General features: G+C 71.0%; 17 protein-coding genes. 8 read left to right on the top strand and 9 right to left on the bottom strand.

All coding sequences use genetic code 11. The annotated features are described in order from the left end of the window. Positions 1-157: 157 nt before the first annotated feature. A complete protein-coding gene (locus tag ON30_RS35325; RefSeq protein ID WP_051030475.1) occupies positions 158-1,057 on the top strand; it encodes a hypothetical protein in 900 nt (299 codons plus the stop codon). Positions 1,058-1,077: 20 nt separating this feature from the next. Here ON30_RS35325 and ON30_RS40480 read toward each other — a convergent pair whose 3' ends face one another. After that, complete coding sequence (locus ON30_RS40480; RefSeq protein WP_174387643.1) at positions 1,078-1,245, bottom strand: hypothetical protein; 168 nt, start codon at positions 1,243-1,245, stop codon at positions 1,078-1,080. 65 nt (positions 1,246-1,310) lie between these two features. Then, positions 1,311-1,988: a hypothetical protein gene (locus ON30_RS35330; protein WP_051030455.1), complete on the bottom strand. Its 678-nt coding sequence runs from the start codon at positions 1,986-1,988 to the stop codon at positions 1,311-1,313. Between the two features lie 286 nt (positions 1,989-2,274). On the opposite strand from ON30_RS35330, the gene ON30_RS35335 reads away from it, so the two are divergent. Together ON30_RS35335 and ON30_RS35340 are read left to right on the top strand one after the other, a co-directional pair. Next, positions 2,275-2,601, top strand: coding sequence for a hypothetical protein (locus tag ON30_RS35335; protein ID WP_245554349.1), 327 nt, complete (start codon positions 2,275-2,277; stop codon positions 2,599-2,601). 88 nt (positions 2,602-2,689) lie between these two features. Continuing rightward, positions 2,690-3,310, top strand: coding sequence for a flavodoxin family protein (locus ON30_RS35340; RefSeq protein ID WP_040714829.1), 621 nt, complete (start codon positions 2,690-2,692; stop codon positions 3,308-3,310). A gap of 13 nt (positions 3,311-3,323) precedes the next feature. On the opposite strand, the gene ON30_RS35345 is transcribed toward ON30_RS35340, so the two are convergent. Continuing rightward, the gene (locus ON30_RS35345) at positions 3,324-4,433 is read right to left on the bottom strand and encodes a glutamate--cysteine ligase 2 (RefSeq protein ID WP_040714831.1); all 1,110 of its coding nucleotides are present in this window, start codon (positions 4,431-4,433) and stop codon (positions 3,324-3,326) included. A gap of 283 nt (positions 4,434-4,716) precedes the next feature. Between ON30_RS35345 and ON30_RS35350 the strand changes: the two genes are divergently transcribed. Further along, positions 4,717-5,529 carry a SigB/SigF/SigG family RNA polymerase sigma factor gene (locus ON30_RS35350; RefSeq protein ID WP_051030456.1) on the top strand — a complete coding sequence of 271 codons (813 nt, stop codon included), beginning with the start codon at positions 4,717-4,719 and terminating at the stop codon, positions 5,527-5,529. Positions 5,530-5,589: 60 nt separating this feature from the next. Here ON30_RS35350 and ON30_RS35355 read toward each other — a convergent pair whose 3' ends face one another. Beyond that, positions 5,590-7,107, bottom strand: coding sequence for an FAD-dependent oxidoreductase (locus ON30_RS35355; protein ID WP_051030457.1), 1,518 nt, complete (start codon positions 7,105-7,107; stop codon positions 5,590-5,592). Positions 7,108-7,501: 394 nt separating this feature from the next. Between ON30_RS35355 and ON30_RS35360 the strand changes: the two genes are divergently transcribed. After that, positions 7,502-7,948, top strand: coding sequence for an ATP synthase subunit epsilon domain-containing protein (locus ON30_RS35360; RefSeq protein WP_040714833.1), 447 nt, complete (start codon positions 7,502-7,504; stop codon positions 7,946-7,948). 3 nt (positions 7,949-7,951) lie between these two features. Here ON30_RS35360 and ON30_RS35365 read toward each other — a convergent pair whose 3' ends face one another. Together ON30_RS35365 and ON30_RS35370 are read right to left on the bottom strand one after the other, a co-directional pair. Next, positions 7,952-8,455, bottom strand: a complete 504-nt coding sequence (locus tag ON30_RS35365; protein ID WP_245554350.1) for an SRPBCC family protein — start codon at positions 8,453-8,455, stop codon at positions 7,952-7,954. Positions 8,456-8,517: 62 nt separating this feature from the next. Continuing rightward, positions 8,518-8,931 carry a hypothetical protein gene (locus ON30_RS35370; protein ID WP_040714835.1) on the bottom strand — a complete coding sequence of 138 codons (414 nt, stop codon included), beginning with the start codon at positions 8,929-8,931 and terminating at the stop codon, positions 8,518-8,520. Positions 8,932-9,185: 254 nt separating this feature from the next. Between ON30_RS35370 and ON30_RS35375 the strand changes: the two genes are divergently transcribed. The 3 genes from ON30_RS35375 to ON30_RS35385 all read left to right on the top strand — a co-directional run bounded on the left by ON30_RS35375 (position 9,186) and on the right by ON30_RS35385 (position 11,114). Then, positions 9,186-9,818: a PAS and ANTAR domain-containing protein gene (locus ON30_RS35375; protein WP_051030477.1), complete on the top strand. Its 633-nt coding sequence runs from the start codon at positions 9,186-9,188 to the stop codon at positions 9,816-9,818. Positions 9,819-9,874: 56 nt separating this feature from the next. Next, a complete protein-coding gene (locus tag ON30_RS35380) occupies positions 9,875-10,201 on the top strand; it encodes an ANTAR domain-containing protein (protein WP_040714838.1) in 327 nt (108 codons plus the stop codon). 97 nt (positions 10,202-10,298) lie between these two features. Then, complete coding sequence (locus tag ON30_RS35385) at positions 10,299-11,114, top strand: SigB/SigF/SigG family RNA polymerase sigma factor (protein WP_040714839.1); 816 nt, start codon at positions 10,299-10,301, stop codon at positions 11,112-11,114. Positions 11,115-11,334: 220 nt separating this feature from the next. Here the strand turns inward: ON30_RS35385 and ON30_RS35390 are convergent, their stop codons facing one another. The 3 genes from ON30_RS35390 to ON30_RS35400 all read right to left on the bottom strand — a co-directional run bounded on the left by ON30_RS35390 (position 11,335) and on the right by ON30_RS35400 (position 13,375). After that, on the bottom strand, positions 11,335-11,610 hold the full coding sequence (locus tag ON30_RS35390; protein WP_040714957.1) for a GlsB/YeaQ/YmgE family stress response membrane protein: 276 nt from the start codon (positions 11,608-11,610) through the stop codon (positions 11,335-11,337). 503 nt (positions 11,611-12,113) lie between these two features. Then, on the bottom strand, positions 12,114-12,887 hold the full coding sequence (locus ON30_RS35395; RefSeq protein ID WP_040714841.1) for a DUF72 domain-containing protein: 774 nt from the start codon (positions 12,885-12,887) through the stop codon (positions 12,114-12,116). Positions 12,888-13,192: 305 nt separating this feature from the next. Further along, positions 13,193-13,375 carry a hypothetical protein gene (locus tag ON30_RS35400; protein ID WP_040714842.1) on the bottom strand — a complete coding sequence of 61 codons (183 nt, stop codon included), beginning with the start codon at positions 13,373-13,375 and terminating at the stop codon, positions 13,193-13,195. Positions 13,376-13,537: the final 162 nt, after the last annotated feature.

The raw sequence follows: 13,537 nt of genomic DNA on the forward strand, positions 1-13,537 counted from the left end.
GACGGCAAATTCAGACGCAGAATACCCAATAACTTATGTCCGCACCGCCGAATCGGCGGCACGATCCGGGCGTGGGCCACGGCCGGCGCACCCATCCAGGTCACCCGGTGATCCGAATGCGAATGGACAGGGTCTCTTTCAGGATGAAGGGTTGAAGATGGGTACCGGTAAGCACAGGGTTGTCGGTCCGCGCCGGCAGAAGATGGGGTCGATGGTGGTGGCGGGCGCGGTACCCGTCGTGCTCACGCTCGTCGGCGGCGGCACGGCCGAAGCGGCCCCCGAAGCGCAGCTTCCGGTGAGCCAGGCCGGATTCGGCCCGCGGGTCCAGGTCGTCGCCGAGGAGAACACGGCCACGCCGATCGACGAACCGGGCGACTCGCCGCAGTGGCCCGCCGCCGAGGTGCCGAACGTGCGGCCCTACCTGGGCACCCGTATCCCCGACGACATCATGAGCTCGTTGCAGTGGGCGCGTCCGCTCCCGAACGCCGACTACCTGTCGCCGGTGGAGGGTCTGCACATGCCCGTCCCCGTCGAGGCGGTGCCGCCGATCGCGCCGCCGCCCGGCATGCTGCGCTTCGGTGACGTGCAGGTCGAGTCGCCGGACTGGCTGCCCCGCGAGCCCGCCATTCAGGTCAACGACGCCGCCGCGGTGACCGAGGCCAATATCGCGACCTTCCTCGACTCGGTCGGCATGGAACGCACCCGCTCGGACCGGATCGCGAGCCAGACCGTCGGCGCGGCGGCGGTGGGCGCGGCCGCGGGCGCCGCGGTGGCCAGTCCCTTCGCCCTGATCGGCGCGGGCTTCGGCGGTGCGCTCGGCCTCGCCATCGGCCTGCCCTTCGCCCCGATCGGCTTGGCCGCGGGCCCGGTCGGTGCGGTCTACGGCGCGGCGCTCATGGCGGCCCCGCTGGCGGCCATCGGCGCGGGCATCGGCGCGACGGTCGGTGCCACCCAGGGCCTCACCGCGCCGCCGCGCGCCCTCGGCCCGGCCCCGGATCTCGCGGTCCCGCAGGCCACGGAGCAGGCGGTCGAGGCCGAGGGGTCCCCGGCCGTCTGATCACCACCCTCGGAAGCGGGTCACCCGGTAGGTGACCCGCTTCCGTGCTTCGAGCGACCGCGGGCGACGGCCTCGGTGACGGTCGTCGGCGCGCCGCCCGCCATGCCGTAGCCGGAGAATCTGCCGCCGTCGACCAGCAGGTCGGCCGCCGCCGCACCCAGTGCTCCGCCCACGCTGTCGAAGACCACGTGCACGCCATGACCGAACGGTATAACCTGAAGCGAGCTTCAGGTCAAGTCGAACGGCGGCGGGTTCAGAGCTGCTCGCCGCGACCGGCGCGGCTGCCCTGGTAGGCGAATTCGCGCAGGCGCGCGACGACGCGGGGTTCGAGTTCGACGTCGTCGGGGTGGTTGAGGACCGGGTCGTAGAAGTCGGTGCGGTGTTCGTGCGCCTCGGCGTGGTGCAGGACGAGTTCCCCGACCCGTCGTGGCGCGGAATTCAGTTCGCGCGCCGTGATCTCGAATTCGAGCGGGTGTTCGCGCAGATGCCGCGCCATGCTCACCAGCGAGGCCGAGTCGGGTTGGCCCGCACCCGGTTCGGCGAAGATCCAGGTGGCGGGCGAGTCGCCGAACCGGTAGGGCAGCAGACTGCCGTAACGCGCGCCGGACCAGCCGAGCGCCGGGGTGATAACGAAGCGGCCGAGTGTGCTGCTGCCGGTGGTCGCCAAGGCGAAATCCCAAGGCCGCTCGTCGCGGTCCAGGACACGGAAGGCCAAGCCCATGACGTCCGGCAGGCCGGTCGGTGTGCCGACGCCCTTGGACAGTCGCGCGATGACCGCGCGTTCGCCCGCGCCGAACCACGGCACGAAATCGGCCGCCGCGTGGAAGCGTCCCGAGAGCAGCACGCCGCGCGGGTGGAAGACGCGGGCGTTGCGCAGGCGCGCACCCGCGTCGAAGACGGATTTCACCAGGGTGGAAGTGAATTCGGGCAAGGGATCCTCCTCGGAGTTCGGGGATACGATCCGTGGCCGCTGCGCTGCGGCGAGCCGGACCCGCTCGGTGAGCGTCGGATGTCCTCCGGGTGCCCGGCCCGGAGGTCGACAAACAGGGGTGTGTAGCGGTGAGATCGCCGGATCGGCGATCTTCGGCCCGAAACCGCGGTTCGGGCGTAGGGTGAAACGCATCGACAGGTCATTGCCGATGCATAGCCGACGAGCGGGACGCACTGCCGTCCCCGGCAGGGGGTCGCACGTCGGGCCCCGAACCGAGGAGTTCGTCATGGCCGATACCGCACCGATGCACCCCGCACCGTCGTTCCCGCGCAGCGCGTCGGAATTCCCGGACAAACAGCGCACTTCCCGCAGCCACGCCGGTGAGGCGCTCGCCGACGGCTACAACTTCCCCGGCATCGTGCTGTGCGCGCTGGCGCTGGTCGCCCTGGCCGCCACGCTCACCGCCGCGGGCTACGGATTCGAGGGCTGGGCGGTGATCTCGGCCGCGTTGGCGTTCCTGTTCGCGACCGTGGGCGTCGCCTGGGTGACGTTGGAACACCGCCGGGTCAAGGCCAAGGAAGGGCTGCACCTGATGGATCAGTGCGGACACTGAGCGGCCGCCCGGGGGCGGTGATTGATCGGAAGGGCGCGGGGTAGCCGCGCCACGATCACCCACCGTCCTCGGAGAAAGGTCGTCCACCATGCCCGTCGATCCCCCGGTGACCGCACTGGCCCTGGTGTGCAGTCTGAAGAAGTCGCCGTCCACCTCGAGCAGCGAACTGCTGGCCAGTCAGGTGCTCGACGCTCTGGCGGGGCACGGTGTCGCGGGATCGTGCGTGCGGGTGGTGGATCACGACGTCCGTCCCGGCGTGAGCGCGGACGAGGGCGAAGGGGACGCCTGGCCGGCGCTGCGGGCGCGGGTCCGGGCGGCCGACATCCTACTGATCGCCACGCCGACCTGGGTCGGGCACATGTCCTCGGTCGCCCAGCGCGTGCTGGAGCGTCTGGACGCGGAGTTGTCGGAGACCGACGACCTGGGCAGGCCGGGATTGGTCGGCAAGGTCGCGATCACCGCGGTCGTCGGCAACGAGGACGGCGCGCACAAGATCACCGCGGACCTGTTCCAGGCGCTGAACGACATCGGCTGTTCCGTGCCCGCCCAGGGGGGCACGTACTGGAACGGCGAGGCGATGGGCGGGGTGGACTACAACGATCTGGACAGCACCCCGGAGGCGGTCGCGCGGGTCAACGCGGCGGTGGCCCGCAATGCCGCGCATCTGGCGCGGGCGCTGCGGGACCATCCGTATCCCGCCTACGAATAGTCCGGACGCACGGTCAGGGGCAGCCCTCGAGGGTCGCGCGGCCGACTTCGGCGACAACGTCGGCGATCTCGCCGCGGGCGCGCAGGGCGCGCAGTTGGCGGCGCGCGCCGTTGCCGCGGGCCAGAACCACCGCGAGGGTCTCGGTGACGAAGGCGTGGTCCTCGGATTCGCGCAGGGCTGGTCCGATGTATTCGACCAGGCGGGTCAGCAGGTCGCGGTGCGGGGTGAGTCGTCCGGCCACCGGGTCCAGGCCCGCGCCGTCCAGACCGGAGTGGGCGGCGTTCCAGTACGCGGCGCGCAGCACCTCCGCCGGGACCGGCGGCGCGGACTCGCGCGACCGCAGCGCCCGCAACCCCGTGGCCACCAGGCCGCGGATCAGTGCCGCGAGCAGCGCGGCCTCCTCGGTGGTCGCGGCCACGTCGGAGACCCGGATCTCCACGGTGGGAAAGGATTCCGAGGGCCGCACGTCCCAATAGACCATCTTGTTGTCCAGGATGCTGCCGCTGGCGCGCATCATCGCCACGATCGACTCGTAGTCGTCGACGGAGGCGAAGAACGGGGGCGGACCCGCGCTGGGCCAGCGTCGCCACAGGATGCTGCGCCAACTCGCGTACCCGGTCTCGCTGCCTCGGTAGATCGCCGAATTGGCGGTCAGGGCGAGCAGCAGTGGCAGCCACGGCCGCACGTGGTTGCCGACCAGGATCGCGGACTCGCGGTCGGGCACCCCGACGTGTACGTGGCAGCCGCACAGGCCCTGTTCGTGGGCGAGCAGGCCGAAGGTGTGCGCGATGCGCTGGTAGCGCGGGGTGTCGGTGACGGGGAAGCCCTCGGGCACGGTCGGCGGCACCGCGACCGCCAGGAGTCTGGCGTCGTTGTCGGCCGCGCAGTCGGCCACCGTGCGCCGGGAAGTGCGCAGTTCGTCGAGCAGGTCGGCGATGCTCGAGTGCACGCCGGTGCTGGTCTCGACCTGGCAACTGGTCAGCTCGAGTTGCAGATCCAGGCCCGCCGCCTTCGCCGCGTCGGCCACCCGGACGTTGTGCGGGGTGGGTGCGCCGGTGTCGGGGTCGGTGAGCAGGAACTCCTCTTCGACTCCGACCGTCGGTACTGCGTGCGTGGCCGCCATCGCGCCGCTCCCTGCCGTTCGCCGTCGCTCCCGATTGCGCCGCCCGACCCGCGCGGACGACCTGACGTGCTCGGACGGTACCCGTCCCCCGAGCGACCAAACAGCACCCCGGCGCGGCGCGCCGCCACCCGGACTTCGTTCTACGTCCCTCCGGCGTCGCGATCCTGCGTTTCCCGTACTGACTCCGGCGACTCCGGCCGGCAGGCTCGAAGGATGGCCTGACCCGGGCGCGTGGTTCAGCAGTGAGCTCCGCCTCCGGACCTCGCGGGCATGGAGGTACGTGATGATCGAACGAGTGACGGTCGACCTGACGACAGCCGATCGCAAACGACGGGGCACCGATTCCTACGAAGGCATCGAAACCGCGCTGGCCGAACTGGCCGCCCTGGCGCCGGAGGATCCCGGCAGGCGCGCGCTGCGCGAACAGATCATGCGGCGCTGCCTGCCGCTGGCCGACCACATCGCCCGTCGCTTCACCGGGCGCGGTGAGACCTACGACGACCTCAACCAGGTGGCCGGACTCGGCTTGGTGCTCGCGGTGGACCGCTTCGATCCCGACCGGGGCAGTTCGTTCCTGGCCTTCGCCGTCCCGACGATCATGGGCGAGATCCGGCGGCACTTCCGCGATCACACCTGGGCGGTGCGCGTGCCGCGCCGCACCAAGGAGATCCAGTTGATGATCGGCCCGACGGTGGAGGCGATGTCGCAGCGGCTGGGCCGCATGCCCAAGGCGATCGAGATCGCGGTCGAACTCGACATCGACCTGTCCGAGGTCACCCAGGCGCTGCTCGCGAGCAACGCCTACCGCACCGATTCGATGGACGGCGGCAACGACGACGACGATGTGGCGGGCGCGGCCCCGATCGCGGAGACCTACGGGGCCGAGGATCCGGAATACGAACTGACCGTGCAGTCCATGGTGGTCTCGCCGCTGCTGGCGCGGCTGCCGGAGATGGACCGCCGGGTGCTCTATCTGCGCTTCTTCCACAATCAGTCGCAGTCGCGGATCGCCGAGCAGTTGGGCGTCTCGCAGATGCACATCTCGCGGATGCTCTCGCGCATCCTGGGCGAGTTGCGCGAAGCCGCCGACGCCTGAGTTCACCGAGATCCCCGGTGCGTGCCGCGCGCCGGGGATTTCCGTGCGCCACGAACGTGGTCAGTTCGGCGACCGCTCGGTCACTCGGGGCGCTCCCGCGGCGGGCAGTGGCGCGGTGGCCGGACCCTCGAGAACCGTCCCGTCGGCGGCGAACCGCGAGCCGTGCAGCGGGCAGTCCCAGGATTTCTCGGCCGAGTTCCAGCGCACGATCCCGTACAGGTGCGGGCACACCGCCGACACCTCGGTGGTGACGCCGTCGACCGTCGCGGTCGCGACCGGTCGCAACCCGTGGCGGCGTACGTGACCGCAGCCCTCGGCGGGGGCGGGTTGCCCTTCCGGGCGCAGCGCGGCCAACCAGCCGGTCATCATCTCGCGCGCCACCGTGCCGTTGGCCTCGACCGCCGCCGGAACGGCCTTGGGGACCGGCGCCCGCCAGGTGGCGAAGGCGCGGGCCCAGCGCGGCGCGTCGCCGGTGACGCGTCCGGTCAGCGCGAGGGCGGCGGCGACACCGTTGGTCAACCCCCATTTGGCGTAGCCGGTGGCGAGCAGGATGTGGTCGCCACCGGGCAGCAGCGGACCGGCGTAGGGGAGTTCGCCGACCGGCCGGTAGTCCTGGGCCGACCAGGTCGCGACCGGTTCGGCGGTGGGGTAGTGCCTCCGGGTCCAGTCGATCAGGTCCTCGACGCGTTCGGCGCAGTCCGCGGCGCGTCCGACGCCGTGCCCGTTGCCGCCCACGAGCAGCACCGAACCCGCCGAGGACAGGGCATCGCGCAGGGAACGCGTCGGTGAGCCCGCGCTGAGGAACATCTCCGAGCGGACCGGCCCGCCGATGCGGAAGGCGGCGAGGTAGGAGCGCTGCGCGGTGACTCGCGCGAAGAACCCGCCGCGGTCCAGGATCGGGGTGCCGGTCGCCAGCACGATCCGGCCCGCGCGCAGGTCGCCCTGATCGGTGTGCACCACGTGGTCGCCGTCGTGGCCGCGTCCCACACCGCGCACCCGGGTCGACTCGTGCACCGGCACACCGTGGGACTCCACGTCGGCGGCCAGTGCCATCAGCAGCGCCATCGGGTCGAGCTGGGCCTGCTCGGGCAGTCGGACGCCGCCGTGGAACGGGAACGGCGTATCGATCGCGTCGACGAAGTCCACCGGCAGGCCCGAACGCCGGGCGATGTCGTGTTCGGCGCGCACGGCGCGCAGTTCCGACTCGTCCTGCGCGTAGGTGATCGCGTCGCGGATCTGCACGTCGACCCCGGCGGTGCGGCAGTATTCGAGCAGCCACCGCTGGGCGTCGCGATTGGCGTCGATGTAGGCGCGCACCGTCTCCATCGAATGCCGTTCGGCGATGTCCTGACCGCGCACGCCTTGCAGGAGGCTGACCTTGCCCGTCGTGTTGCCGGTGGTGCCCGCGCCGATCTCGCGGGCCTCGACCACCGCGACGTCCGCTCCCGCGCGGGCCAGCAGCAACGCCGTCGCCAGCCCCGTGATGCCCGCGCCGACCACCACGTGGTCGTGGCGGCGATCCGGGGTGAGCGGCAGGCGGGTGGGAGTCTTGCGGTCGTGCGACCAGATCGCCGTCATCGTGTCGGCCTTTCCTCCGTCGGGCGCGGGGCGTCTTCGGCCGGCTACCCGGCGACGCGGTGGTGAAACGCGGGTCAGCCGATCGCGGTGAGCGAGGCCCCGGGTCCCTCCGGCGGCAGGGCGAACGGACGCAGCGGCAGGCCGAAGTCAGCCGGGTCGATTCGCGAGAGATGTTGCGGAACAAAACCTTCCCGCAGCGCCTTGCAGGCCGTGTCGGATGTGGCGGCAGAGTCCGCAGTTCGCGTCCGGTCGGTTTCTCCGCGGATTCGCGCTGTTTCGGCGTGACCGCCGCGGGGTAAGGACGCCGGGATACGATCCACGCGAGGGGAGTACGCATGCGAGACGAGTACGCGCGGTCGCGCTGCGCCGCGGCGATCCGGGCCGGGAAGCGACCGTGAGGCGCGCGAGCGGCGCCGCCGAACGGGTCGGCGCCACGATGGCGGTGACGTTGCGCGTCCCGGGGTATCGGGAGTTCGCCTTCCTCGCCACCTCGGTCCGCGTGCCGACCACCGAGGGCGAGTCGCTGCTCGAACCGGGCGGTCCTGACCTGCGCGCCGACCTGGATGTCGGCGTGCTGACGATCTGTTCGGGCTCGCGGGGCTGGCCCGCCGCGGTGCACGGCGGGCGGGTCGAGGCCACCGACGACGCCGTCCGCGTGTACGCCGACGCCATCGAATTCGCCGACCGCATCGACGTGTCGCGCGCGCGTCAGGCCCAGGCCGACGCGGCCGAGAAACTGCGTCACGACCGTGACGACACGGCGGCCTACGACGCGCTGCGTCGCGCGAATGTTCGGATGGCGGTGGCGGCCCTGGCCCACCCGGGGCCCGGCGCCCGCTGAGCGTTACCCGTGTCGCCCCTCGACGAGATGGGCCAGCCTGCGCAGTGATTCGTTGTTGCGCGGGGCCAGCGCCACTCGTTGCGCGGCGAGGGGGAGGTGACGACCCGGTCCGCCGTCGGCCCGCTCGGCCAGGCAGATCTCGGTGCGTCCCTCGGGCGCGGGATGGGTGGTCAGGCGGATCCAGGCCGTGCCGACGGGCCACGCCTTGGCGCGCAGTTCCAGTGACCACGGCGGGTCGACGCGGAGCACTTCGGTGGCGTCGTCCAGCGTGAGCGGCCACGGCCCGACGCTGTGGTGGATGCGGGAACCCGGCGCGGGCCAGGTTTCGTCCACCGCGCGGATGTGGGACGCCCCGACCACCCACAGCGCGTACAACCAACCGTCCTGAAGCACCCGGAAGACGTCTTCGGCGGTACTCGAGACCGTCAGCGACACCTCGACGGCCGGATGTCCGTCGGGGTCGGTCGTCGTCGTGGAGCGCAGATCCGCGAGGGCGGACGATGGCATGGCACCCACCTCCTTGGCACCGATGCATTACCCTCGCGGCGCGGCGTCAAACGACGGTGTCCCTAGCCGGACAGGCTCGGCAGCAGCGAGCTGAATCCGCCACCGCTACACGTTCCGTCGGCGGCGACCTGCACGGTCAGCGGTTCCACCCACACCGCGGCGCTGAGATAGCCGACCGAGGCGGTGAGCGTGTGTGATCCCGCGGCCGCCGGGGTCCATCGGGTCTCGAGCTCGCCGGTCAGGTACGCGGACCCGGAGGTGGAGCCGATCCGGGTCCCGTTGTCGTAGAAGCTCGCGGAGGCGGGGGAGGGCGGTTCATCGATCGACAGCGTGTAGGCGCAGCCCGCGACGATCGTCGCGCTCGACAGCGACATCGTGTAGTAGCCGGGCGCCGCCGCGGCCTGCGGCGCGGCGACCGCCAGCGCGGCGGCTGCCGCGCCGATCGCTGAGAGGCCGTGTCCTGCGGAAATTCTCATTGAATCTCGTTTCTGCGATACCGCAGGCGGACCGGTTCGGGCCGCCCCCGGGTGAGTCTAGAGATGAAAGAGGTGTGTTTCAGACGCAGGAAACAGGGGCTCGACAGTGTTTCGTGGACGGTGGTGGACCCGGATCGGTGACAGAAGTCCTCATTTTCGAGGACTTCTGTCCTCTTGTTCGGTCGACAGTGCCACCTGAGCTGTTTGTGACTTCCGGTGGCGGAAATAATGAGAGCGTGTACGACCACGAGACGATGAAATCGGGCTTGGAGCCCCGGTTTCCGCTACTGACGGGAAGCTTCCGGTTCTGGTTCGCCGACGAGCGCTGGGAGTGGTCCGACGAGGTCGCCGCCTTGCACGGCTACAGCTCGGGCGAGGTCGCGCCGACCACCGAGCTGCTGCTGGCGCACAAGCACGTCGAGGACCGCGACGAGGTCGCCGACACCTTGGCCACGGTCGTGGAGACCGGACTGCCGTTCAGCAGCCGCCACAGGATCATCGACACCGCCGGGCACGTGCACCACGTGCTGGTCGTCGGCGACCAACTACACGACGACGACGGCATGGTCGTGGGGACCTCCGGGTTCTACGTCGACGTCACCGACACGGTCGCGGCCGAACGGCGCGAGATCATCGATGAGGAACTACCCGAACTGCTGGCGGTGCGCGAGGTGATCGAACAGGCCAAAGGGGCGTTGATGGCCATCTACGGCATCAACGCCGAACAAGCGTTCGCGGTCCTGGTGTGGCGCTCGCAGGAGACCAACACCAAACTGCGGGTGCTCTCGGAGAAACTGGTGGCCGGACTCGTCGACTTCGGCGGCGCGAACACCCGCACCCGCACCCTGTTCGACCACCTGCTGCTGACCGTGCACGAACGCCCCTGAATCGGTCCCGGGCACCGAAATGTGTCCGGGACCGCCGCCGCGGGTAGGTGGCTGACATGGAGGACTACGCAACCCTCGACGGGGACGAGGCGGCGATCGCGGCGGCGCGGCAGGTCATCGAGCAGGCCAAGGGTGCGGTGATGCTGGTCTACGGGGTGCGGGCGGAGGAGGCGTTCACGATTCTGCGCGCCGCCTCCCAGGCCACCAACGTCAAGGCGCGCGAGGTGGCGGCGATGGTGGTCGAGCATCTGCCGCGGATGGGAGCCCCGAGCGATCTGGCGGCGCTGCGCGTCTCGCTGGACCGCGTCCTGTTCGGCCCGAACGGACACGGCGCGCCCGGCCGGGGACGCCCCCGCGACGGGAAGGATCGACGCGCGCGCTGACACCGCCGGAAATTTTTCGCGATCGGAGGGTTTGGCGGGCGGAAACCCTGGCTACCCGGGCTCTCACCGGAAGTCGTCCCCGAACCTGAGGCCACTCATGAACGGAAATCCGCCAACGACATCCCGATCGCCGCAGCGTGGCGGCGACTCCTACGACAACATCGAGCCGTGGCTGGACAAACTCGCCGCCCTCGCGCCGGACGATCCGCACCGCGGGGCGCTGCGCGAACACATCATCGGCCTGTGCCTGCCGTTGGCCGAACACATCGCGCGCCGGTTCACCGGGCGCGGCGTCGACTACGACGACCTGCACCAGATCGCGAGCCTCGGGTTGGTCGCCGCCGTCGACCGGTTCGACCCCGCTCGCGGATCGAGTTTCCTCGGGTTCGCGGTGCCGACCATGATGGGCGAGGTCCGTCGCCATTTCCGCGACCAGACCTGGAGTGTGCGGGTGCCGCGACGCACCAAGGAGGTGCATGCGCTGGTCGCGCCCGCCGTCGAGGAGTTGGGCCAGCGGTTGGGCCGGTCGCCGCGACCCGGCGAGATCGCCGCCGAACTGGGCATCGACCAGGCCGAGGTCGCCCAGGCGCTGGTCGCCGCGAACTGCTATCGCGCGGATTCGCTGGACGCGGGCACCGAGGACGGGGAGTCGGCGGCCGCGCCGATCTCGGCGCGCCTGGGCGCGGACGAACGCTGCTACGGCCTGCTCGAGGACGCGATGGCGGTCCGACCGCTGCTGGCCGCGCTGCCCGAGCGGGAACGGCAGGTGCTGGTGTGGCGGTTCTTCGACAACCTGTCGCAGGCCGCCATCGCCGAACGCCTCGGGCATTCCCAGATGTACGTCTCACGGATGCTGGCGCGCATCCTGGACTCGCTGCGCCGCGAACTAGCCGTGACAGCGGAGGCCGACTGAGGCGGCGCGACGGCGGACGCTGACCGAGTCGACCGCAGACGCCGGCCGGGCCGAGCACGGACGCCGGCCGGGCCGTCGGAGGCCGCGCCCAGGACGACCGGAGTGTCGGATAGTCCGAGAGTCGGCCACCGGCCGGGCAAAACAGCAACGGTCCGGAGCCGGAAAGCTTCGGACCGTCGCTATTTCGGGCTGGGCGCTGACGGCGCAGCGCGTCCGAGGGTCAGCGCACCGCGCCGCGGCGACCGGTGACCAACCGGACCAGGAACAGCAGGATGACCGCGCCGCCGAGGCAGGTGAAGAAGCTGAACCAGAGGCCGCCGCCTTCGACGTCGACGCCGAACAGTTTCAGCAGGAAGCCGCCGAGCAGGCCGCCGATGACGCCCACCACGATGTTGAGCAGGATGCCCTGCTGAGCGTCCGTTTTCATGATCTTGCTGGCGATCCATCCGGCCAAGCCGCCGATGATGATCCAACCGATGATTCCGAGACCGAGCATCATCTTCTCCGATTCGTTCGAGATGCCGCGTCCGCGCCGCGAGGTGCCGCGCGCACGGCCACGGCATACCCCCGCCGGCCGAGCCGAACCACATTCCGCGCGCAGGCCGATTGGTTCGTTTCGTGACGAATGGGGTAGTCCGCTGCCGGGCGGCAGTGCCGCCGTGAGACGCGGTCGCGCGGGCGGGTCACCGCCGCCGATCGCGCGTTCGGGTCGACAACGGCGTCGGCTCGGACGGCCGAGGGCCGCCGTCGCCGCAGTGACGGCGGCCCGTCGCCTTCCTCCCCGGGTTCCTGGTCCGCCCTGCCGGACGGTCTCTCCCGGCTCCGGCAGGGCGAACTGTGGCGAGCGGCCACCGCCCCGAGCAGGGTGAGCGGCGCCGGATCGCCCGAGCGGGTACGGAGGGCAGTCCCACCCGCTCCCTGTTCCGACTACCCGCCGTTTGTGCGTTCAACCAGCGATTTCGCTGAAAAGCGACCCGATGGGAACGACTCGGCAACGGTTTACGACGGGGCCGCCGGAATCGCGGTCGGTGTCCGTTCCACGGTGACGCCGCGGGCGGCGGCGAGGCGGGCGAAGGTGACCGCGTCGCGGAGGGCGGCGCCGCCGGGATCGTTGTTGAAATAGACGAAAACGTCCTCGGTGGACCAGGTCTCGCGTAGGCGGTCGACCCAGGAGCGCAGCGCGGTGGACCCGTAGCGCGGCCAAGGCCGCGCGCGTCCGTGGTGCAGGCGCAGGTAGCCCCAGTCCGCCGTGCGCCACAGCGGGGTGACCGGGCGTGATCCGGCGTCGGCCCAGCACAGGCTCGCGCCGTGCCGCTCGAGGACCGCGCGTACGCGGGGAATCCACCAGGTGTCGTGCCGGGGTTCGACGGCCACCCGGATCTCGCGGGGGAAACAGCGCAGGCAGCGGTCGAGCAGGTCGGGGTCGGCGGGCAGGGTCGGCGGGAGTTGCAGCAGGATCGGTCCCAGCTTCGCGCCGAGGTTCCCGGCGTGCTCGAGCAGTCGCCGCACCGGTTCCTCGGGTTCGCGCAACCGCTTGACGTGGGTGAGGAATCGACTGGCCTTGACCGCGATCCGGAAGTCCGGCGGCGTCCGCTCGCGCCATCCGGCGAAGGTCTCGGGGCTGGGCAGACGATAGAAGGCGTTGTTGATCTCGACGGTGGCGAACCGCTCGGCGTAGTGCTCGAGCCACGACCGTTGGGCCAGGCCGGGCGGATACAGGACGCCGCGCCAGTCCCGGTACTGCCAACCGGAGGTGCCGACGAAGAAGGTCATCGTCGCGAACGGCGCTGTCCCGGAACACTATACGGCGTCATCGGGGGACCGTCCTGTTCGCGTCGGCGGGTCGCCTTTCCCGTGTCCCGCCCGGCCGGCGCAGAGAGGGGGGCGCCGACCGGGGCGGGGTTCGACGCCAACCTGGGAAGCGTCGAACATCTACACGGTGGGAGCGATCGGCACTCGCTCCCACTACCGGCCCTACCCCGCCCCGGGACGCTGAATCATCCGGGGGGGAGATCGGAAGCCGACAGCGGGCGGGTCGTGCACGGCCGGCCGAGGGCCCGGCCGCGCACCTGCCGACCTCAGAGGCAGACGCTGATGCTGAACGGTCCGATCGGGACGTTCAGGCACACGGCGACCGAGCCGACCGCGGTGGCGGAGGGCACGGTGGTGGCGGGCGCGGCCGAGGCGGCCGGCGCGGCGATGGCTCCCAGCGACAGCGCGATGGCGGCGGCCGCGGAGATCTTGGTGGTCTTGGTGAACATAGGGGACACCTCGGGTGAACGGAGTGGCGACTTTTCGGACCGGGTCGGTCCGACTGACATCATGCGCCGCGCCCCCGATACAGGGCAAGAGTCCGTCCTGCCCCGAATCCTTCGCGTGACCGGTCGGTGTGATCGGCCGAGACGATGGTTCCGCGGCGGATC

The sequence above is a fragment of the Nocardia takedensis NBRC 100417 genome, from assembly GCF_000308695.1.
In the GTDB taxonomy this organism is placed as follows: domain Bacteria; phylum Actinomycetota; class Actinomycetes; order Mycobacteriales; family Mycobacteriaceae; genus Nocardia; species Nocardia takedensis.

Coding starts and splice junctions, on each gene's coding strand:
- ON30_RS35325 (WP_051030475.1), top strand. CDS start 158: ATGGGTACCGGTAAGCACAGGGTTGTCGGTCCGCGCCGGCAGAAGATG.
- ON30_RS35335 (WP_245554349.1), top strand. CDS start 2,275: ATGGCCGATACCGCACCGATGCACCCCGCACCGTCGTTCCCGCGCAGC.
- ON30_RS35340 (WP_040714829.1), top strand. CDS start 2,690: ATGCCCGTCGATCCCCCGGTGACCGCACTGGCCCTGGTGTGCAGTCTG.
- ON30_RS35345 (WP_040714831.1), bottom strand. CDS start 4,433: ATGGCGGCCACGCACGCAGTACCGACGGTCGGAGTCGAAGAGGAGTTC.
- ON30_RS35350 (WP_051030456.1), top strand. CDS start 4,717: ATGATCGAACGAGTGACGGTCGACCTGACGACAGCCGATCGCAAACGA.
- ON30_RS35355 (WP_051030457.1), bottom strand. CDS start 7,107: ATGACGGCGATCTGGTCGCACGACCGCAAGACTCCCACCCGCCTGCCG.
- ON30_RS35365 (WP_245554350.1), bottom strand. CDS start 8,455: ATGCCATCGTCCGCCCTCGCGGATCTGCGCTCCACGACGACGACCGAC.
- ON30_RS35370 (WP_040714835.1), bottom strand. CDS start 8,931: ATGAGAATTTCCGCAGGACACGGCCTCTCAGCGATCGGCGCGGCAGCC.
- ON30_RS35375 (WP_051030477.1), top strand. CDS start 9,186: ATGAAATCGGGCTTGGAGCCCCGGTTTCCGCTACTGACGGGAAGCTTC.
- ON30_RS35380 (WP_040714838.1), top strand. CDS start 9,875: ATGGAGGACTACGCAACCCTCGACGGGGACGAGGCGGCGATCGCGGCG.
- ON30_RS35385 (WP_040714839.1), top strand. CDS start 10,299: ATGAACGGAAATCCGCCAACGACATCCCGATCGCCGCAGCGTGGCGGC.
- ON30_RS35390 (WP_040714957.1), bottom strand. CDS start 11,610: ATGCTCGGTCTCGGAATCATCGGTTGGATCATCATCGGCGGCTTGGCC.
- ON30_RS35395 (WP_040714841.1), bottom strand. CDS start 12,887: ATGACCTTCTTCGTCGGCACCTCCGGTTGGCAGTACCGGGACTGGCGC.
- ON30_RS35400 (WP_040714842.1), bottom strand. CDS start 13,375: ATGTTCACCAAGACCACCAAGATCTCCGCGGCCGCCGCCATCGCGCTG.